Origin of the sequence: Paenarthrobacter sp. YIM B13468 (assembly GCF_042788025.1) — a bacterium.
GTDB lineage: Bacteria > Actinomycetota > Actinomycetes > Actinomycetales > Micrococcaceae > Arthrobacter > Arthrobacter aromaticivorans.
In genome coordinates this window covers 40,096-60,210 of the sequence record NZ_JBHZPI010000022.1, presented here as the reverse complement: position 1 = coordinate 60,210, position 20,115 = coordinate 40,096, and the positions used below count along the sequence as shown (strand labels likewise).

The 20,115-nt window shown below is 64.0% G+C and carries 17 protein-coding genes, 1 tRNA gene and 1 other RNA gene; 2 read left to right on the top strand and 17 right to left on the bottom strand.

The genetic code is table 11. From position 1 onward, the window contains the following. Positions 1 to 15: 15 nt before the first annotated feature. From ACFX4T_RS19330 to ACFX4T_RS19255, 16 genes are all read right to left on the bottom strand, one after another. Positions 16 to 1,497, bottom strand: coding sequence for an FAD-dependent oxidoreductase (locus ACFX4T_RS19330; RefSeq protein WP_377653417.1), 1,482 nt, complete (start codon positions 1,495 to 1,497; stop codon positions 16 to 18). Next, complete coding sequence (locus tag ACFX4T_RS19325; RefSeq protein WP_377653415.1) at positions 1,494 to 1,844, bottom strand: (2Fe-2S)-binding protein; 351 nt, start codon at positions 1,842 to 1,844, stop codon at positions 1,494 to 1,496. The genes ACFX4T_RS19330 and ACFX4T_RS19325 overlap by 4 nt, the downstream gene beginning before the upstream one ends. After that, positions 1,841 to 3,022 (bottom strand): NAD(P)/FAD-dependent oxidoreductase, encoded by a 1,182-nt coding sequence (locus ACFX4T_RS19320; RefSeq protein ID WP_377653413.1) that lies wholly within the window; start codon positions 3,020 to 3,022, stop codon positions 1,841 to 1,843. Before ACFX4T_RS19320 ends, ACFX4T_RS19325 begins: the two co-directional genes overlap by 4 nt. After that, complete coding sequence (locus tag ACFX4T_RS19315) at positions 3,019 to 3,744, bottom strand: GntR family transcriptional regulator (protein ID WP_216921913.1); 726 nt, start codon at positions 3,742 to 3,744, stop codon at positions 3,019 to 3,021. Before ACFX4T_RS19315 ends, ACFX4T_RS19320 begins: the two co-directional genes overlap by 4 nt. Then, complete coding sequence (locus ACFX4T_RS19310; RefSeq protein WP_377653411.1) at positions 3,741 to 4,694, bottom strand: ornithine cyclodeaminase family protein; 954 nt, start codon at positions 4,692 to 4,694, stop codon at positions 3,741 to 3,743. Before ACFX4T_RS19310 ends, ACFX4T_RS19315 begins: the two co-directional genes overlap by 4 nt. Then, on the bottom strand, positions 4,691 to 5,692 hold the full coding sequence (locus ACFX4T_RS19305; RefSeq protein WP_377653409.1) for a proline racemase family protein: 1,002 nt from the start codon (positions 5,690 to 5,692) through the stop codon (positions 4,691 to 4,693). The genes ACFX4T_RS19310 and ACFX4T_RS19305 overlap by 4 nt, the downstream gene beginning before the upstream one ends. An 84-nt stretch (positions 5,693 to 5,776) precedes the next feature. Then, entirely contained in the window at positions 5,777 to 6,682 is a 906-nt protein-coding gene (locus tag ACFX4T_RS19300) for a dihydrodipicolinate synthase family protein (RefSeq protein ID WP_377653407.1), read from the bottom strand. A 139-nt stretch (positions 6,683 to 6,821) separates the two neighbouring features. Further along, positions 6,822 to 7,694 carry a substrate-binding periplasmic protein gene (locus ACFX4T_RS19295; RefSeq protein ID WP_377653405.1) on the bottom strand — a complete coding sequence of 291 codons (873 nt, stop codon included), beginning with the start codon at positions 7,692 to 7,694 and terminating at the stop codon, positions 6,822 to 6,824. Between the two features lie 46 nt (positions 7,695 to 7,740). After that, the gene (locus ACFX4T_RS19290; protein WP_377653403.1) at positions 7,741 to 8,394 is read right to left on the bottom strand and encodes an amino acid ABC transporter permease; all 654 of its coding nucleotides are present in this window, start codon (positions 8,392 to 8,394) and stop codon (positions 7,741 to 7,743) included. Further along, the gene (locus ACFX4T_RS19285; RefSeq protein WP_377653401.1) at positions 8,391 to 9,035 is read right to left on the bottom strand and encodes an amino acid ABC transporter permease; all 645 of its coding nucleotides are present in this window, start codon (positions 9,033 to 9,035) and stop codon (positions 8,391 to 8,393) included. The genes ACFX4T_RS19290 and ACFX4T_RS19285 overlap by 4 nt, the downstream gene beginning before the upstream one ends. 1 nt (position 9,036) lies before the next feature. Further along, positions 9,037 to 9,822: an amino acid ABC transporter ATP-binding protein gene (locus ACFX4T_RS19280; protein ID WP_377653399.1), complete on the bottom strand. Its 786-nt coding sequence runs from the start codon at positions 9,820 to 9,822 to the stop codon at positions 9,037 to 9,039. A 216-nt stretch (positions 9,823 to 10,038) separates the two neighbouring features. Then, entirely contained in the window at positions 10,039 to 10,638 is a 600-nt protein-coding gene (gene recR, locus ACFX4T_RS19275; protein ID WP_216921891.1) for a recombination mediator RecR, read from the bottom strand. 33 nt (positions 10,639 to 10,671) lie between these two features. Further along, positions 10,672 to 13,731: a DNA polymerase III subunit gamma and tau gene (locus ACFX4T_RS19270; RefSeq protein WP_377653397.1), complete on the bottom strand. Its 3,060-nt coding sequence runs from the start codon at positions 13,729 to 13,731 to the stop codon at positions 10,672 to 10,674. A gap of 34 nt (positions 13,732 to 13,765) precedes the next feature. Next, an RNA gene (gene ffs / locus ACFX4T_RS19265) (signal recognition particle sRNA small type) lies at positions 13,766 to 13,862 on the bottom strand. A gap of 96 nt (positions 13,863 to 13,958) precedes the next feature. After that, positions 13,959 to 14,681, bottom strand: a complete 723-nt coding sequence (locus ACFX4T_RS19260) for a D-alanyl-D-alanine carboxypeptidase family protein (protein WP_377653395.1) — start codon at positions 14,679 to 14,681, stop codon at positions 13,959 to 13,961. Between the two features lie 36 nt (positions 14,682 to 14,717). Then, positions 14,718 to 15,041, bottom strand: a complete 324-nt coding sequence (locus ACFX4T_RS19255) for a hypothetical protein (RefSeq protein WP_377653393.1) — start codon at positions 15,039 to 15,041, stop codon at positions 14,718 to 14,720. Positions 15,042 to 15,344: 303 nt separating this feature from the next. Between ACFX4T_RS19255 and ACFX4T_RS19250 the strand changes: the two genes are divergently transcribed. Further along, positions 15,345 to 15,429 (top strand) — tRNA-Ser (locus ACFX4T_RS19250). Between the two features lie 46 nt (positions 15,430 to 15,475). Here ACFX4T_RS19250 and ACFX4T_RS19245 read toward each other — a convergent pair. Continuing rightward, complete coding sequence (locus ACFX4T_RS19245; RefSeq protein ID WP_377653391.1) at positions 15,476 to 16,441, bottom strand: LysR substrate-binding domain-containing protein; 966 nt, start codon at positions 16,439 to 16,441, stop codon at positions 15,476 to 15,478. Between the two features lie 123 nt (positions 16,442 to 16,564). On the opposite strand from ACFX4T_RS19245, the gene ACFX4T_RS19240 reads away from it, so the two are divergent. Beyond that, on the top strand, positions 16,565 to 20,026 hold the full coding sequence (locus ACFX4T_RS19240) for a bifunctional proline dehydrogenase/L-glutamate gamma-semialdehyde dehydrogenase (protein WP_377653389.1): 3,462 nt from the start codon (positions 16,565 to 16,567) through the stop codon (positions 20,024 to 20,026). Positions 20,027 to 20,115 lie beyond the last annotated feature (89 nt).

The window sequence follows — 20,115 nt, the reverse complement described above, 5'->3', positions numbered from 1 at the left end:
TTCAGAGGGAAAAGGTCAGTGGCCTGTGATGTTGAGGTCGGCCAGTTCGCCGATCCCCACAGGTGCAGCCAGCGGGCGCTTCGCGGCGGCCGAAAGGCTCTCAACGGTTGGAGCGGCGCCCGGCCCGGCGCCCAAGCACGCGGCCGCGAAACCGCAGACACGGCCCTGGCACCAGCCCATTCCGGCGCGCGTGAAGGACTTCACCGTCCGGGCGTCGCGGGCCGACAGCTTCTCACGGGCCTCGGTGATCTCGCCCGCAGTGACTTCTTCGCAGCGGCACACAGTGGTCTCCGGGGCGAGCCAGTCCTGCCAAGCGACCGGTACGGGATGGGCACGATGCATCGCCTCGGCGAAACGCCGGTGCCGCGCCATGGCGCGTAGTGGACCCTGTTCGCCGGTCGCCGATGCACCGGCTGCCGCTGCACCTGCCGCGAGGCCTTCGAGCACCGCAAGCGAAGCGCCGCCGACGCCGGTTACCTCACCTGCCAGGAATAGGCCGGGGACGCTGGATTCCTGGCGCTCGCTGACCAGGCCCACAAGGGAGCCATCCGCATCCAGTCGGGTTTCGATTCCGAGTGACAGCGGCAACTCCATCTGCGGGGTGAATCCCCAGCCGAATCCCACAACGTCCATATCCTCGTAGACGCGCTCCGTACCGGACCGGACCCGGCCGTCGGCATCCACTTTGGCTGTGCGCACTCCGGAGGCGAAATCGCGTCCCAGCACCTCTGTGACGATGGTCCGAACGCGGTAGGGGATCCGGTGCCGGGCGAACACCGCCGCGTACTCCACACCCTCGACGGCCTTCTCCGGCACACTCGCGGCTGCCTTGAGGTGCGGCAACCAAGCCACCGGCGACGACGACTCCAGCACCGAGAGCACCTCACCGCCTGCTTCTGCGATCCCCGCCGCCACCGGCAAGAGGAACGGGCCCGTGCCGGCGATGACGAAACGCTTCCCCGGCAGGACCCCGTTGCCCTTGATGAAGGCTTGGATTCCACCCGCGGCCATCACGCCGGGCAAGTCCCAGCCCGGTACCGGCAATTGCCGGTCGTAGCCTCCAGGGCAGAGAACCAATCGGGTCGCGACGACGGTGCTGCCGCCGTCGTCGGTCCCGGAAGCCGCGGCGCCGGCCCCTTTTGCTTGGCCGCTGGCGACAGTGGGTGTCGTTCGGACAATGAAGCCCTTGTAGATCTTCTCTGCCATCCAGACCTGTCGCCCGGGCAGGTAAACGATGCTGCCGCTCTGCCGGGCCGCGTCGAAACGGGCGCGGAGGTCACTGTACGTCTGCCAGCCGTGGTGGCCTTTGCCATCAGGATGTGGGTCGACGGCTTCGGGCCGGTGCCGCCAGAACTGGCCGCCGGGCTGCGAACCCGCATCCACAACGGTCACGATAGCTCCAGCTTCCGCTGCACTAACGGCCGAAGCGAGCCCAGCCGGCCCTGCACCAACCACGGCAACGTCGGCTTTTAGCGTGCCCGGAAGTGTGGCGTTCATTCCCGGCCCCCTTCGGGCCCTGCAGGGACATTGGCAGGCACCGCGGCGGCGTCAGTGCCCTCCCAGCAACCTTCGATCTTCATGCCCTCGCACACTTCCACCAAGCAGGCGCGCTGATTCGGTATGCCATCCACACTTACAAGGCAGTCGAAGCAAACCCCGATCCCGCAGAACAACCCGCGGGGCCGCGCCTGCTTACGGGTATCGCGCCAGGTGGTGATGCCGTTGGTGACCAACGCGGATCCCACGCTTTGGCCGGCGGACGTTGTGATCGGACGGCCGTTAAAGCTGACGGTGACCTCGCCGGGCGTGCCAGCCGACTCGTCTCCTGGTGAGTATTTGCTCATGCTTTGGCGTCCTCTCGGTGAGAGCTGTTGGGGGCTTGTGTGCCGAACCGGGCGGGGGCGAACGGGGCCAGGTCCATGTCCGGTGACCTGCCAGCCAAGGCCTGTGCCAGGAGCTTGCCTGTTCCTGCGGAAAGACCGATGCCGGCACCCTCGTGGCCGGCTGCGTGCCATAGGCCAGGTGCGCGTTCGTCGTGCCCTATCACTGGGAGATGGTCCGGGCAGTAGGGCCGGAACCCGTGATAATGGCGGATGGCCTTGACGTGCTCAAGGAAGGGAAAGAGTGCCACGGCGTTACGCGCAAGGGTCCGGAGCGCGTCAGTGCTCACCGCGGGGTCGAAGCCAACGCGTTCGCGCGTTGAACCGATCAGGATTGTGCCGCTGGGGGTACCTTCCACCACCGGAGAGGCTTGGAGCCCGGCGTCGGAACTGCCCACGTTGTCGATGTACTCGGCGGCATAGACCTTGTGGTGGACCATGGGCGCCAGCGGCTCGGTGACCATGACGAAACCGCGGCGGGGAAGAACCGGGACGTTGACCCCGGCGAGGGCAGCGAGTTGGCCGGCCCACGTTCCGGTGCAATTGACCACGGCTCCGGCGGAGAACTCGCCTCGTGGCGTCCGAACGCCAGTAACGCGGTGGCCGCTGCGGAGAAATCCGCTGACGGGCGTATCTGCCATGAAACGGGCACCAGCTTGGGTCGCCAACCGGACCAGGTGCGCCGCAACCAGCATTGGCTGGACCTGGCAGTCTTCGGGGTAGCTCGCCGCGCCCAGGGCGTTCGGTGCGATGTGTGGCTCCGCTTTCCTCAGGTCGTCCGGGTCAAGTTTGTCCACGCGAACGCCGTAGCCAGCCTGGGCGGCCATCACCCGGTTGAGTGAGGCCAGGCTGCTTTCATGCGAGGCCACGATGATCCCGCCCTTGGTTTCGAATTCCCAGAGGCGCTTGTGCTCAGCCAGATCGCCGTGCCAAACGTCCAGGGAGTAGCGGGTCAGTTCCAGCTCGGGGCCGAGTTCCTTATCTGAGACAAGGATGTTCCCTTCGCAGGCGGACGAGGTGCCGCTGGCGGGAAGGCCCTTATCAAGGACAGTTACCGTGAGGCCTTGTTGGGTTGCGAAGTACGCAGTGGCGGCCCCGACCACCCCTGCGCCGATGACGAGCACGTCGCTCGTAGTGCTCATGTCTGCTGCTCCTGCGGGGTCTCATTCTCGCCGGTAGCCCAAAGGCCACGGGCGTGGCTGATGTGTTGGCGCATCAATTCAGTGGCGGCGGCACCATCTCCGGCCTCGACGAGCTCAAGCAGGACGTGGTGTTCCTGGGCGGAATCGGCCAACCGGTTGCTTTCGCTCAAGGCCTTCAGGCCGTACAGACGCGTACGGGACCGAAGGCTGGTAGCCAGTTCGACCAGTTGGCCGTTGCCGGAATACCGTAAAAGCTCTGCGTGGAATGTGCGGTCCGCGGCCAAGTAGGCGGTGAGGTCGCCCTCCCGGGCGGCGTCCACAATGTCGTCGGCCATGGACCTCAGGATCTTGATTCCGGAGGGCGGGACAGTCCCTGCCACATCGCCAACCACCGGCGGCTCGATCAGCAGGCGGATCTCTGTCAGCTCGTCCAGTTCCCGATCGCTCATGGTAGTGATGCGGAAGCCCTTGTTCTTGACGGTTTCCACCAAGCCTTCGCGCGTCAGGTCCATCATGGCCTCACGGACCGGTGTGGCCGATACGCCAAAAGCAGCGGCGAGTGCCGGTGCGGAGTACAGGGTTCCCTCTTCCAGCGTCCCTGCGATGATCGCTGTGCGCAGTGACTCAGTCACTGACTCGCGAAGGCTATGCTGGCGGCCGAGCGGTGCGATAGGAAGCTGGTTGCTGGTTGGCACTGTAAGTACTCCTTGTACGGAATTCATGGTCGAGTGCCTCCTTCATACACCAGGCTGGCGATCACGAGGTCTTCCCATGCCATCCCCACGCCTGCGAACAGGCAGGGTTTGCCCGCCGAGCGCTCGAATTCGCCTTTGACAAGATCTCGGAGGTTGGCCGGATGGATCGCTTCCCATTCTTCAGCTGACCGCGCGGGTATAAGATCCCCGGCCTCGCGCAATGCCGAGGCTCTTCCTTCCACTACGACGTCACTGCGGAGCACGAGGGTGGCATCCACTTCCCGGGCGTTCAATCCGTGCTGGCCTACCGCCGCCACCACAGCGCCCGGCGCAACCAGGCCGCCGTCGAACAGCGGCGTAGGGGAGGAGGTTGCGCAGATGACCACGTCGGCCCTGGCCACCTCAGCAGAAGTTCCCTGCCGGACATGAACGCCCTCTTTGGCCAGCTGTGCGATGAGCGCGGCTACCCGCTCCGGACGGCGACCCACGACGGCGAGGCTCGCCTCCGGGAGCACGGCGCCCGCCGCCCGGAGGTGGTTGAGCGCCTGCACGCCGGTGCCGAACACGAGGACGTGGGCCTTCTCGGGGCGTGGGTGAACGGCGCCGGTGTCAGCTGCAAGGATGTGCTTCATGGCCAGCAGTGTGGTGGCCGGCGTGCGTATGGCGGTCAGTTCGTTGCCGTCCATCGTGGCCAGTGGCGCCGAAGTGTCCGAATCGAAGAGGATGTAAACCCCTTGGATCTTTTCCAGGCCCCTCGCAGGGTTGGCGGGTGCGACCGTGAGTGCCTTGATCCCGCTGTACTCGCGGTTCGATGCCGCCATGAGCAGGAACTCGCCGTTTGGCGCGGGGCTGAACAGCCGTGGACTGTCGTCCTCGGGGTCGACCACGTTCAGGAGCGCTTGCTCAAGGGCCGCGATGGCCGCGGTCCAGGGAGCGGCTGCCCGCACCGCCGTCGAGTCAAAGTACGGAAGGTTCACAGCAGGAACCCCGCGGGGAAGGGATCGGTGGGGTCGAGGAAGTATTGCGCGGTTCCGGTGAGCCAGGCCCGACCGGTAACGGTGGGAACCACCGCCGGGCGGCCAGCCACTGTGGTCTCCTCCACCAGCCGGCCGACGAAGCGCGAGCCTATATAGGACTCGTTGATGAAGTCCGTATTCATTGGCAGCTCGCCGCGGCTGTGCAACTGTGCCATCCGGGCGCTGGTACCTGTGCCGCAGGGGGAGCGGTCGAACCAGCCCGGGTGGATCGCCATTGCATGCCGGGAATGTTCCGCCGTGGAGCCGGGCGCTTTGAGGTACACGTGATGGCAGCCGCGGATGTCCTCACGCTCTGGATGGATAGGTTCGTCTGAGGCATTGATGGCATCCATGATCGCCAACCCGGCCTTAAGCAGATCGTCCTTGCGGCCGCGCTCGAACGGCAAGTCCAGGCTGTCCAAGTCCACGATTGCGTAGAAGTTTCCGCCGAACGCCAGATCGTAGGACACCAGGCCGAACCCGGGTACTTCCACTGTGGCGTCCAGGCGGTCCACGAACGAGGGGACGTTGCGGATGGTTACAGACTCGGCGTGCCCATCCTTGACTGCTACCTCGGCCACCACAAGGCCAGCAGGTGTATCGAGCCGAACAGTGGTGACCGGTTCCACCACCTCCACCATGCCGGTCTCGACCAAGACGGCTGCGACGCCGATGGTGCCGTGGCCGCACATCGGCAGGAGGCCGGAAACCTCGATGTAGAGCACGCCGAAGTCCGCGTCCGACCGGGTGGATGGCTGGAGGATCGCCCCGCTCATCGATGCGTGTCCGCGCGGCTCGGTCATCAGGAGGGTGCGGATCCAGTCGCTGTTTTCCATGAACCACAGACGGCGCTCGGCCATGGTGGAGCCGGGGATCGTCCCGATTCCACCGGTGATGACGCGCGTGGGCATGCCTTCGGTATGCGAGTCCACGGCGTGGAAAATGCGGCTTGTTCTCATGGAGGACCTTTCCTTCTGCTGCTCCGCAGCTGCCCTCTTAGGAGTCCTCAAGGGCGGCTGCGGAGCGGTGGATGACCTGGTTGGTTACTTGTAGCCCTTACCCAGGGCTGTTTCGGTATCGCGGACGACGGCGTCACGCACCGCCGGGCTCAGCGGCCCGCGCGGTGGGCGGCATGCACCGCCACGGAGGCCAACGATGTCCATGGACAGCTTGATGGCCTGTACGAATTCCGTCTTGCTGTCCCAGCGGAGCAGCGAATGCAGGTCGCGGTAGATCTCGAGGGCCCGCTCAAGGTCCGCCACATCGCCGGAGGTGGAGAGGCGGTAGAGCTCCAGCGTGGACTCCGGGATGGCGTTCGGGTAGCCGGCCACCCAGCCCACGGCACCAGCAAGGCCCATTTCGACCACAGTATCGTCGGTCCCGATCAGGAGGTCCACGTCCGGTGCGAGTTCCTTGATTTCGTAGGCCCGGCGGACGTCACCGCTGAACTCCTTGACGCCGACGATCAGGTCTTCCCCGTGTAGCCGGGCGATCAGCTGCGGGGTGAGGTCAACCTTGGTGTCGATCGGATTGTTGTAGGCCACGACGGGCAGTCCCGCATCGGCTGCGAGGCGGTAGTGTTCCACTACCTCTTCTTCATTGGCGCGGTAAGAGTTGGGAGGGAGCAGCATGAGGGCTCCGGCGCCCGCCTCTGCGGCCTGTTCTGCCCACTTGCGGGTTTGAAGGCCACCATAGGCGCCTACGCCAGCCATGACGGTGAACCCTTCGGGGGAAGCTTCCACCGCCGTACTGATGACGCGGGCGCGTTCTTCTTCACTCAGGGTCTGGTATTCACCCAGGGAACCGTTGGGGGCCACACCCTGGCAGCCTGCATTTGCCAGAAAGCGAACATGCTCGGCGAAGGCGTCGTAGTCCACGCTCAGGTCATCGTTGAAAGGCAGAGCGGTGGCGACGAGCACTCCGTGCCACGGCTTGCGGGTTTCGGTCATGATGGTTGGTCCTCTCGGTTGGCACGCTTGGCGCGTGTGCTGCGGCCGTGACGTACCTCACGGCCAAATCTACCATGTGACATTGCACAGGTCGTTGGTTTTTGCTGATCGAATTCGTTGACGTGAGGTTCCGCCAGCCTTAGCTGGCGGGAACTACGTACTGCTTGGCTGCGACCTTGCCAAGGGCTTCTGACAAGCCGGCATCAGTGAGCAGCTTCGCGATGGTTCCATCCTCGCGCTGGGCGACAATTCCGGCGTCGAGGGCTTCCTTGAGGCTCGTGTTGCCTTTGGTGATGGGGAACGCGGCTTCCGGGGCGTTCTTGATAGCGCCGACGCGCGGATCCGGCTTCTCGTTGGCCAAGGCCACCGTCACGCCCTGGACATCCTTGAACTGGAGCACCTGAACCCCGTAGGCGTCGACGTCCGCGTCAAGTCGACCGGCATCGAAATCGGCCTTCAACTCCACGCTGCTGGGGTAGGTCACCAGTTTGTCGCCCAAGATCTTCTTGAGGTCCTCCACCCAGAGGTAGCCGTCGATGGTGCCCACCTTGTTCATCTTCTCCAAGTCGGTAACCGTGGTGGCCCCGGACTTGGAAGCGATGCCCATGCCGTCGAGGTAGGTGGAGGCAGAGAAATCAACGGCCTTGAGCCGCTTCTCGGTGGCGTCAATCGTGCCGAGGGCGAGGTCGATATTTCCGCCTGAGATGGACTGGACGGCGTCGGCGTAGGTGGCCTGCTGGTAGGCCGGAGTGAGGCATTCATCCTTGGCGATCTTGTTGACGATCTGGATGTCGATGCCCGTCGGGTTGCCGGAGCCGTAACTGCTGAAGGGTGGGATATCAATGACTCCGATGGTGAGCTTGCCTGGAGCGACGGTTTGGATGTCTGCGTGCTTGGGCGTACACCCAGAGCTGCTGGCGTCCGAAGTCCCTCCGCAGGCAGAGACGCTTAAGCCCAGAGTGAGCGCGCTCGCCGTAAGGAGTCCGGCTGTCTTGATGCGGTTGCTGATCATGATTGCTCCTGTGATGTTGGGTTGGTAACGGTTGAAAGTGTTGTGCTCAGGCATGCCGGGCCATTCGCTTCTCGAAAAAGACGGTGATCCACGTGGCCGGCATCGAAATGGCGGCGTAGCAGAGGCCCGCCAGTGTGAAGACTTGGAGGTAGTTGAAGTCCTGGCTGCCCATGTTGTACGCGGTCTTCATCAGCTCCGGCACGGCGATGACGTAGGCCAGCGACGTACCTTGGAACATTTGGATGGCCACGCCCATGAGCCCGGGGGTGGCCGAACGCATGCCTTGGGGCAGGATGACCCTGAAGAACGTGTCACGTCGTGCGAGTCCCAGCGCGCTTGACGCTTCGAGTTGTCCCAGGGACACGGACTGGAGGCCGGCCCGCATGATCTCACTGGAGTAGGCAGCTGCGTTCCACGTGAGCGCCAGGCACGCTGCGGTGATGCTTTCGAAAGCGATTCCGAACTTTGGCAGGCCGTAGTAGAAGAGGTAGAGAATGACCAGCGCGGGCGCCCCTCGTCCCACCTCAACCACTACCAGGCCGAGGGTGCGCACCGCGAGGTTCCTGGCGCCCACCATGAGGCTGAGCCCAAGTCCCAGCGGATAGCCCACCAGGATCGAAACAGCGGCGATCATGATGCTGACACTGAGGCCGGACATCATCTGCGGGAGGTAGCCCGCCCATTCCGTAAGCCAAGTCATGCGAAGACAGCCTTCCTCATTCGGGAGTCGAGTCTGCGGGACAGGTAAGCGACCGGCAGGCTCAGTACGATGTACAGAACCCCCACCAGGATGTATGGCAGGATCCCTTCAACCGTGGGGTGCTGCCGGGCAAATGCCTGGGACTGGAAGACCATCTCGGAGACGATGATGGTGGAGGCGATCGACGAATCCTTGAGCAGGCCCGTCAGGTAGGTGGCGATGGATGGCGACACGATCCTGAAAGCTTGCGGAACCATCACTCCGTAGAAGGCAGCGCCGCGATTCAAGCCCAGTGCGTTGGCCGCTTCGCCCTGTCCGCGTGGAATGGCCTGCAATCCGCCTCGGTAGATCTCGGCGAGGTAGGCAATCGAGACGACGCCCAGGCCAACGATTGCTGCGCTGACTGGGTTGAATTTGAAGGTTCCGATCTGAATGCCGAACTTGAGCAGGAACAACCAGACGATGATGGGCACTCCCCGGACCAAGTCCACGAAGAGCCGTGAAGCCAGGCGGACAATGATGTTCGACGACGACAATCCGACGGCCAGCGGAATGGCACCTACTAATCCGATGGCGAATGCTGACAGTGTCAGGATGATGGTCATGGGCAGGCCTTGGAGTACTGCGGAAAAGGCGTCCATTTCAGCGCTCCAGGACTGCACGCAGGAAGCGCCGGGTCCGTGCCTCCTGGGGGTCGCTCATGATGGCACGAGGATCGCCCTGTTCGATGATCTTGCAGTCGGCCATGACCACCAAGGTGTCTGAAACGTCCCGGGCGAACTGCATCTCGTGAGTGACCACGATCATCGTCATGCCATCGGCCGCCAGTTCGCGCATGACGGCCAGGACCTCGAGCCCCACCTCAGGGTCCAGCGCCGACGTCGGCTCATCGAACAGCATGATGCTCGGATCAAGCGCCAACGCCCGGGCGATGGCGATGCGTTGTTGCTGACCGCCGGAGCACCTGCCGGGGTGTTGGGTGGCTTTCTCCTCAAGGCCAACGCGCTTGAGCAATTCCATGGAGCGGGCGTCCGCTTCGTCCTTGCTCCGCCCGAGCACCTTCTGCTGCGGGAAGCTGATGTTCTTCAAGGCGGACATGTGGGGGAAGAGATTGAAGGACTGGAACACCATGCCCACCGTCTGCCGGAGTGCAGCGAGGTCGCGGCCGTTGACGTCCTTGCCGGGTTCGATGATGTGTCCGGCCACCTGGATGCTGCCGGAATCCGGGCGTTCCAAGAGGTTGATACACCTCAGGAAGGTGCTCTTTCCTGCGCCGGAGGGGCCAATGAGAGCGGTGACCGTACCTGGTTCGACGTGCAGGGATACGTCGTCGAGGACAGTGTGGGCACCGTAGCGCTTTGAAATGTTGTCGAGCCTAATGCCCAGACGTGGTGCGAGTTTGCCGTCTGCAATGTCTGAAAGGGTCATAGCGATCTTCCATGTGGGGACCTGGAGGCCGTCGATAGATGTGGGCCATGTCACGTGATATGTGAAATGGTACATGGCACTAGTAGAAAAAGGGAAGGGCCTTTTTCGGCATCCCAAGTGCTCGGTAATTGACGATTATCAAGAAGCTTTGCTTCTAGTTCCAGGCGAGTACCCGCACGGTGCTCCTGCCGGGGCGCTGGTTGTCCTCGCGCCGCCTTACGTCAGCGCGTTCCGTCGGCCCTCAAACGCCCGGCCAAGCGTGACTTCGTCGGCGTACTCAAGGTCCCCACCCACTGGCAGGCCGGAAGCCAACCGCGTGACGGTGATCCCGATCGACTTGAGCATGCGGGCCAAGTAGGTGGCAGTGGCCTCGCCCTCAAGGTTGGGATCCGTGGCGATGATGATTTCCTGGATGGCGCCGTCGTTGAGGCGTGTGAGGAGTTCGCGGATCCGCAACTGCTCCGGGCCAATGCCCGCAATGGGATTGATGGCTCCTCCCAACACGTGATACCGGCCGCGGAAGGAACGCGTGCGCTCTACAGCGAGAACGTCCTTGGACTCCTCAACCACGCAAATGACGGACGGATCCCGCCTAGGATCGCGACAAATGTTGCACATTTCCTGCTCGGTGACGTTGCCGCACACAGTGCAGAACTTGACCCGTTCCTTCACCGTGGTGATGGCCGTAACGAGCCGCTTCATGTCCTCGGGATCTGCCTCAAGGATGTGGAACGCCAGGCGCTGTGCCGATTTCGGGCCCACACCGGGAAGCCGGCCGAGCTCGTCAATCAGCTCTTGAACTGCACCTTCGTACAAAATGTCCTCGTTTGTTTGGTATTGATGCTGTCATCAGCGGGGTTGCAGGGGAGAACCGTCCAAGGCGCGCTCTTCGATCAGCTTTCCGCCCAGAATACGCTCGACGGCAGCCCGCCCAAAGACCCTCGATTCCTCGATCGTCTCGTCCTCAGGGCTGGGGATATCCTCCGGCGCCGGCTCCGGCCTGGCTTGCGTCCGCACGGGCGCCTGCACCCGTCCGGCTTGGGCTTCGGGACTGTTGGTCAAGCGCTGGTACAGGCTCTGACGAGCCGACGGAGCGCTCGACGGCGTGCCCTCCTCAAGCGTCGCAAGGGAGCCGCCAGCGGGCTGGGTTTCCGTGGCTGTAGTGGGCCACGCCGCAGGTGCTGGGGTGGTCGCCGGTGCCGTGCCGGGCCAACTCGACGCCGGGGCGACGTCCCAGCCCAAAGAGCCGTTTTGATCGGTGTTGGTTGCGTGGCCATAGCTGGTGGTCGCCGGCGTGTCTGGAATGTCAGCCGCCGGGACTTGCGCCGCCGCCGGTTCGTAGGCAGGGACATTCGACGCGCCAGTGTCGGACTCGACGGGTGACTGGGGCCTGGCGCCCACATTGGATTCAGTGCCAACTACCCATGTGCCAGGTGCCTGTTCTACTGCCCTTGACCAGGGATCTTGCGAGGCCGATGGCTGTGAGGACGTGGTAGCTGCAGTGGCCGAGGTTGCAGCGGCATGCGGCTCACGTGTTGGCTGCGATGATCCCGACGTAGCCTGACGTTCCCCGGAAGCGGCCGCCGGCGTGCTGTTCGAGGCGGAAAATGCGGGTGACGGTTCCCAATCCACCGGCGGTTCTTCGTCCAGCGGCGGCGCATCTTCGTCGAGCGGAGGACCCCAATCCTCGTCAGGGTAGGCGTAGTCTCCAGCTGGTTCCTGGGTAGGAACCGGAGTTTCTACGGAAGCCGCCGCCTCTGCGGCAGGAGCTGGCGAGGATGCCGGCGTCGTTGATTCTGCCTGGACAGTGCTACTTGCGATTGGGCTGGCTGCGATTGGAGCCGCTAACTCTGGCCTGGCCGGAACCGGTGTTGCTACCTCAGGGGCGGTGGGGGCCAGGCCCCAGGCAGAGTCGACTGACGATGCAGGCGTCGGGGCAGGGACAGGGATAGCAGACGGCGCTGCCGCGCCAGGTGACGCCGGAACATCCCGGCTAGTAGGTGCTTTTGGGTTTGGCTCAGAGCTCGCTGAGCTGTTGCCGCCAGCCACTGCGACGATCTGGCAGTCGATGCCGATGGTCTTGTGGATTGCCTGGCGAAGGTTCTCGGAGTGATCTGCGCGCCCAAAAGCACCGGCGAGCCCACCGGTGGTGAAGGCGAGTGTCAGCACTTGACCGTCGAACTGTGCCACTTGGGCATTGGGTTCAACCAAGGCCCAGGTGCTGCGTTTGATCTTGGTCAGCGTCTGCAGGACTTCGGGCCAGGCTCGACGGAGTGCTTCGACGTCTCCGCCAGCGGCTGGCGCCGGCTTTGACGTGGGGGCCGGCTGGGAAACGGGTGCAGTCTGTGAGGCGGGTGTACTCTGCGGAGCCGGTTGCGGTGCGGCGGGAGGGGCCGTCGCAGCGGGTGGCTTCGTCGAGGGAGCATTCTGGCCGGGACGCTGTGTAGCCGTCGGCTCGTCCACCGGCCAGTCATTTGTGGTGACGCGGGGCGCGGAAAGTTGCTCGCGGGACACGGGCGTTGACGACGTTTCAGGCACAGGTGCAGATGCAGGCGCTTGAACTGGTGCTGGTGCAGGTGCTTGTGCCTGAACTGGTGCGGGTGCTGGAGCCCCAGTCGCGACCGATTCAGCTGCCGCCGGCGCTTGCGCGGGAGCCGACTGGGCGACGGGGGCAGCCGCCGGTGCAGAAGCCGCGGCGGAAGGCGTGCCAGAGGCGGCAGCCGGGACCCCGGCGTCGCCGGCGTAGTTCAGCCGACGCTCCACGCGGTCGATCCGGGCCGCAATGCCCCGTTCAGTCTGCTCGGAGCTTGGCAGCAGGATGCGCGCACAGAGAAGTTCCAAGTGCAGCCGCGGGGACGTGGCTCCGGTCATTTCCGTGAGCGCCGTGTTGGTGACGTCCGCCGCGCGGGAAAGCTCCGCAGCGCCCAGGTTTGTAGCCTGGTTGCGCATCCGGGCAATCTGGTCCTCGGGCACGCCGCGGAGGATGGCATGTGCGCTCTCCGGCATCGCCTGGACGATGATGAGGTCCCGGAAGCGTTCCAGGAGGTCTTCTACGAAACGCCGGGGATCGTGCCCGGTCTGGATGACGCGGTCAACGGCACGGAAGACAGTTGAGGAATCAGCAGCTGCGACGGCGTCCACGACATCGTCCAGCAAGGAAGCGTGCGTGTAGCCGAGAAGCGCAACCGCGAGCTCGTAGTCGAGGCCGTTGGGTCCTGCGCCCGCCATGAGCTGGTCAAGCACGGACAAGGTATCGCGGACGGAACCGCCGCCGGCTCGGATAACGAGCGAAAGCACGCCCGGAGCCACGGGAACGTTCTCCTGGTGGCAGAGCAACTCAAGGTACTTCATGAGCGGCTCGGGCGGCACCAACCGGAAGGGGTAGTGGTGCGTGCGCGAGCGGATGGTGCCGATGACTTTGTCCGGCTCCGTGGTGGCAAAGATGAACTTGATGTGTTCCGGCGGCTCTTCGACGATCTTCAGGAGCGCATTGAAGCCAGCCGACGTGACCATGTGGGCTTCGTCGATGATGAAGATCTTGTAGCGGTCCCGCACCGGGGCGAAAGTTGCGCGCTCGCGAAGATCACGGGCGTCGTCCACGCCGCCATGGCTGGCGGCGTCAATCTCAATAACGTCCAGGGAGCCGGAGCCGCCGCGCGCGAGTTCGATACAGCTGGGGCACTTGCCGCAGGGGGTGTCGGTGGGTCCCTCGGCGCAGTTAAGGCAACGGGCCAGGATGCGCGCGGAGGTGGTCTTGCCGCAGCCGCGGGGGCCGGAGAAGAGGTAGGCGTGATTCACGCGGTTCTTCCGCAGGGCCGTCATCAGGGGCTCGGTGACGTGTTCCTGCCCGATAACGTCCGCGAAAGAGTCCGGGCGATACCTTCGATACAGGGCAGTTGTAACAGTCACAAGTGAAACCTACCTATAGGGACTGACATTTTAAATAAGAGACCCCTCATGCACCCGCCAGAGCCCATCTACCCTTGCTACCTTCCGGTCCTGGGGGAGTTCAACAGGATGACGCCACATGAGGGGCCGTCGACAAGCTTACCTGAACTTGGTTATTGGTTCGAATCGGCGCAGAGGGCTGTGGAAAACGCTCGACGACGGGTGGTCGGGGCCGGATTCCGTGGGCGTTAAGGCAGATAGTCAGGCGCGTCCTCTAGCCCGAAATATCGCTCAAGCGTTGTGATTCCCCTGGATTTCATATCTGTGGCGATCTCCACGCCCACGAACCGGAGATGCCACGGCTCATATTCGTAGCCTGTGATGTCCTGCGCCCCGGCCGGATACCTGATGATGAACCCGTACTTCCAACCGTCCGTGGCCGCGAAACGTCCAACAGGAGTATCGGCGAAGCAAGCTTGCAGAGCACAGACGCCGCTGGCGTTGCCGATGTCCATGGCCAGGCCGGTCTGGTGTTCGCTGTAACCTGCGCGCGCAGCCAAGGTATCGGCGGTCTCCTGGCCGTATCGCGCGACGTAGTCAGCGTAGAGACTCTGTTGTTGAGAGTAGGAGCGGTATCCGCTGGTGGCCCGGACGTTGACCCCTGACGCCTTGGCTGCTTTCACGAACGAGTTGTATGCGGTTGCAGCCTCCGAGCGAAGCCGTTCAGTTGAAACCCGCGTAAGTGACGCCGGGACATAGCTCGGCGGATTCAGCATCCGGTGTTTGTTAACCACAACCTGGAGGCTGTTGGCCGAGTCGATGTCGTATTGGACGGCGACTGCAGCCTGCGGGGACATGAGCCCCATGGACAGCAGTGCGGCAGCGAATCCCAACCAGAATTTGCGCAGCTTCATCGGGTCCTCCAAGGCAGGTACTTCCGGCAATGGGGCGACTGTACTCCCGGAATCCAAGGCCGACAATCCTTGAAAACAAAACCTCGTCCGGTATCACCGCCACCCCCTCACCGGCCACGTCATGAAAGCCGGCTCCTCGTAGGGGTGGGCCGCGCGCAGAGCCAGCACAACGGCGTCGAGCACGTCCTCCTCAACCACGCACTCAACCCGCGTCTCCGGGACTTGTTCGCTTGATCCGACGTCGCCGATGAACGGCTGCGCGCCCGGCAGGGGAGTGAAGTGGCCAGTGCCGGGCGAAGTGAATGAGCAATGCGAGTAGTCGCCGATCCGTCCTGCGCCGGCGTCCCCGATCGCTTTCAGGAGGGCTGGAGTGTGGGTCTCGGGAACGTAAACGACCAGGGCGTGGAGCTGCGTCATGGGAACATCCTGTCAGTAACTTCGGCTCCAAAGCGGTCCACACCATTGCATATCTCCGGGTCACAGCGGACCATGGGTATGTACACCGATTGGGGCAATCTCAAGATTGTGAGCTGCGGGGCCTGGGGGCGAGGGGCCGGACCCGGCAGCTCAACGGTGATACCGCAAGAATGGGCGCGTTGGGGGCGTCCATTTTTCCGTTAAGGCGGGGTTTTGACCGACCCGCTTGGAGGTCCCGCCAGCCCGATTACACGATGCCGAAATTCTCAGGTACAGTAGTATCTGCTTTCGATTCGGAAGCAAGGAGAATTCGCCTAGCGGCCTATGGCGCACGCCTGGAACGCGTGTTGGGTTAACGCCCTCGGGGGTTCAAATCCCCCATTCTCCGCGTTTGGCCCCGGTCCCTGGACCGGGGCCTTTTGCGTTCCCGGAGACTAGCCAGCGTCCGCTTGTTGACCGGCATCCGCTTGTTGACCGGCATCCACTTGTTGCCCGGCGTCCACTTGCTGCGCCGCGGCCACGCGCTCCAGTACTTCGCGGCACGCAAGAATCGCGGGGTGGATCCGGCCGGCCGTCCTGGTGGACGTGAAGACTGTCCGCGTTGGCAGGCTGGGGAGGTCCAGTAGCTGGACGGGGCGGGTCCGACCTGTCCAGACGAGGTCCGGCATGAGGGCAACGGCGTTTCCCGATTCAATGAGGCGGATCTGCGCTTGGAGGTCGGCCGTTTCGTATCGGACGTCCGGTTCGAAGCCAGCGGAACGGCAGGCCTGCTCGGCCCAGTGCCGGGAGGCAGCGCCACGGGGCTCCATGACCCAGGGCATGTCAGCGGTGTCGGCCAGTGAGCTAACAAGCTCCCCGCCCAGTCCTATCGGGGGAGTTGCCAGCCGGATGGCGTCGCTGGTCAGCGTTGCCCGGTCCAACCCCGGGTGATGCGGCGCGGCGTGTCCGGGGTATTGCTCCGCGACCACGATGTCGAAGTCGCGCGCCCAAGTTTCGTAGAGAGCCGTCTCGGGTTCGCGCTGGGTCATTTCCACGCGCACTTCCGGGTACTCCTGGCGCATGATGCTGAGGAAGTCAGGCAGCAACGCAAGTGCAGCCGACTGGAACACGGCCAGCCGGACGGTTCCCGTGACCGTGGACAGCGACGCCGCCAGCTCGGTTTCCGCGCGTTCCAGTGTCTCCAGGAGGGCAGCGGTGTGTGCAACCAGGATCTCGGCTTGAGGTGTCAGCTGCACCCGGCGGCCGGCCTTGCGGAGCAGTTCGACGCCTGCTTCCTTCTCCAGCAGGGTCAGTTGCTGGGACACGGAAGAGGGGCTGTACTGCATGGCGTCGGCCACCTCAGCGAGGGTTCCGCGGATCTTCAATTCGTGCAGCAAACGCAGCCTGCGGACGTCCAGCAAGGCGGCCTCCAAAGAATCGGAATGGGTAATGAATATTCGTCAGAAAAGATCGCTTTTCCTAACGTGATTGTAGATCCATACTGATGGAAACAAACAAACTTCTCCGCCTCAGAAGGAGCTCCAATGACCAGCACCCTCCCGGTTGCCGCCGCCCCGCGCACCCAGGATTCCGGGCAGTTCGATGCACTGGCACAGGAAGCCATCGCGTTGGTCCGCCACTGGCTTACCGAAGCCAGCAAGATTCCCGTGGACGTGTCCGCCCAGCGGCTCGCAGGTGTCTTGAAGGACCCTAATGGCCTTGACTTCACGGTCGGATTCGTCGACGGCGTCATCCGCCCTGAGGATCTGTCGGTCGCCGGCCGCAAGCTCGCCGAGCTGGCCCCGAAGGTGCCCAAGTTCCTCCCGTGGTACATGCGCAGCGCTGTCCGCGTGGGCGGCGTCATGGCTCCGATCGTCCCGCAGGTAGTTATCCCGATCGCCCGCCGGGTACTCCGCGAAATGGTGGGCCACCTCATTGTGGACGCCACCGATGCCAAGCTCGGCCCGGCCATCGCCAAAATCAAGCAGGACGGCGTTCACCTGAACGTGAACCTCCTGGGTGAGGCTGTCCTCGGTGAGCACGAGGCACAGCGCCGCCTGGATGGCACGCTCAAGCTCCTGGCCCGCGAAGACGTTGACTACGTTTCCATCAAGGAATCCTCCACCGTGGCACCGCACTCGCCATGGGCTTTCGACGAGGCCGTGGATCACGTGGTGGAGAAGCTCACTCCGCTGTACCGCCTGGCCGCGTCTTTCCCCAAGCCCAAGTTCATCAACCTGGACATGGAGGAGTACAAGGACCTCAGCATGACCATTGCCGTGTTCAAGCGGATCCTGGACATGCCGGAGTTCAAGAACCTCGAGGCCGGTATCGTGCTCCAGGCATACCTCCCGGACGCGCTCGGTGCCATGCAGGAACTGCAGGAATGGGCCGCTGCACGCCGCGCACAGGGTGGCGCGCCCATCAAGGTCCGCGTCGTCAAGGGTGCCAACCTGCCAATGGAACAGGTAGAAGCTTCCCTGCACGACTGGCCGCTGGCGACCTGGGGCAGCAAGCAGGACTCGGACACCAGCTACAAGAACGTCATCAATTACGCCCTTACCCCGGAGCACATCGACGCCGTCCGCATCGGTGTAGCCGGCCACAACCTGTTTGATGTCGCCTTCGCATGGTTGCTCGCCAAGCAGCGCGGGGTTACGGAGGGTATTGAGTTTGAAATGCTTCTGGGTATGGCAACCGGCCAGGCCACGGCTGTCCGCAAGGACGTCGGCAGCCTTCTGCTCTACACACCGGTGGTCCACCCGGGCGAGTTCGACGTCGCCATCGCGTACCTGATCCGCCGCTTGGAAGAGGGCGCCAGCCAGGAAAACTTCATGTCCGCGGTCTTCGAACTGAGCGAAAATGAAGCTCTCTTCAAGCGCGAGCAGGAGCGTTTCCTGAACTCGCTGGCCCGCATGACGGACGAGGTCCCGGGTCCCAACCGCAAGCAGGACCGCCGCCTGCCAGCCGAGCCGGCCCCGCTGGAGGGCTTCCGCAACACGGCGGACACGGACCCGGCACTCCCGGCAAACCGCGCCTGGGGCCGTGACATCCTCAAGCGCATCCCCGGTTCCACGGCCGGCAACAAGATCGTGGAATCCACCAAGGTCTCCGACGCCGCCGAACTGGACCGCATCATCGCCACCGCTGTGGATGCCGGTAAGGCCTGGGGTGCCCGCCCCGCTGCCGAGCGGGCAGCCATCCTGCACCGCGCCGGCGAGGTCCTCGAAGCCCGCCGCGCTGAACTCTTGGAGGTTATGGCTTCCGAGACCGGCAAGACCATCGACCAAGGCGACCCCGAGGTCAGCGAAGCAATCGACTTCGCCCACTACTACGCCGAGCGTGCCAAGGACCTGGAAACGGTCGACGGCGCCACCTTCGTCCCAGCGAACCTCACCGTGGTGACCCCACCGTGGAACTTCCCGGTGGCGATCCCCGCAGGCTCGACTCTCGCAGCGCTCGCCTCAGGTTCCGCCGTCGTCATTAAGCCTGCAAAGCAGGCACGACGCTCCGGTTCCGTCATGGTGGACGCACTCTGGGAAGCCGGCGTGCCGCGCGAAGTCCTAGGGCTCGTGCAGCTCGAAGAGCGTGAACTCGGCACCCAGTTGGTCTCGCACCCGTGCGTCGACCGCGTCATCCTCACCGGCGGCTACGAAACCGCTGAGCTGTTCCGCTCGTTCCGCCAGGACCTGCCACTGCTCGCGGAAACGTCCGGCAAGAACGCCATCATCGTGACCCCGAGCGCTGACCTGGACCTTGCCGCTAAGGACGTCGTGTACTCCGCATTCGGCCACGCCGGCCAGAAGTGCTCGGCCGCATCGCTGGTGATCCTGGTGGGCTCGGTGGCGAAGAGTGCACGTTTCCACAACCAGCTGATCGATGCCGCCCGATCGCTGACCGTCGGCTACCCGGAAAACGCCACCTCGCAGATGGGGCCGATCATTGAGCCGGCCAACGGCAAGCTCCTGAACGCCCTTACCACCCTTGGCGAAGGCGAAACCTGGGCCATCAAGCCTGAGCGCCTGGACGAGACAGGCCGCCTGTGGTCCCCGGGCATCCGTTCGGGCGTCAAGCGTGGCTCGTACTTCCACCTCACCGAATTCTTCGGCCCGGTCCTTGGCGTGATGACCGCAGAGACCCTCGAGGAGGCCATCGCCATCCAGAACGAGATCGAGTACGGCCTCACGGCTGGCCTGCACTCCCTGGACTCCGCTGAAATGGGCGTCTGGCTGGACACCATCCAGGCCGGGAACCTGTACGTCAACCGCGGAATCACTGGTGCGATCGTCCAGCGCCAGCCGTTCGGCGGCTGGAAGAAGTCGGCCGTCGGCGCCGGAACCAAGGCCGGCGGACCGAACTACCTCATCGGTCTGGGCAGCTGGCTCCCCGCCGAAGCCAAGGCCAAGCGTGGCACGGTGCTTCAGGGTGCTGCCGCGCAGATTCTCTCTGCCGCAAAGTCTGTAGACGTATCCGCTGAAGAAATTCAGACCCTCCAGCAGGCACTCTTCAGCGACGCCGCTGCTTGGGAATCAGAATTCGGCACCCGCAAGGACGTCTCGGAGCTCACGGCAGAGCGCAACGTGTTCCGCTACCGCCCGATCCCGGTCACGGTCCGCCTGTCCGAAGGCGAGCGGCTCGCTGAGTTGTTGCGCGTAGTAGCAGCCGGTGCAGTGGCGGGATCGGCCGTCAAGGTGAGCGCCGCCGTCGTGCTTCCCGATGCTGTGGTGAATGTGTTCGCGAACCTGGGCGTCAGCGTCCGGATCGAGGACGACGCCGCTTGGCTGGCTCGTGCAGCAAAGTTCGACGCCGGTCGGCTCCGCTTGATCGGTGGCGACTTCGCCGCGCTGAGCGCAGCCATGGGTGGCCGCCCGGACGTTGCTGTCTACCACGGTGAAGTGACGCAGGCCGGCCGCATCGAGATGCTCCCGTTCCTGCGCGAGCAGGCCGTGTCCATTACGGCACATCGCTTCGGTACCCCGAACCACCTTTCGGACCACCTGATCTAGTCCCCCCAAGACACGCCGGAGTTTGCACAAACAGCCAGGCAGGACGTCCATAACGACGTCCTGCCTGGCTGTCTTCAAAAAGAGAAGCC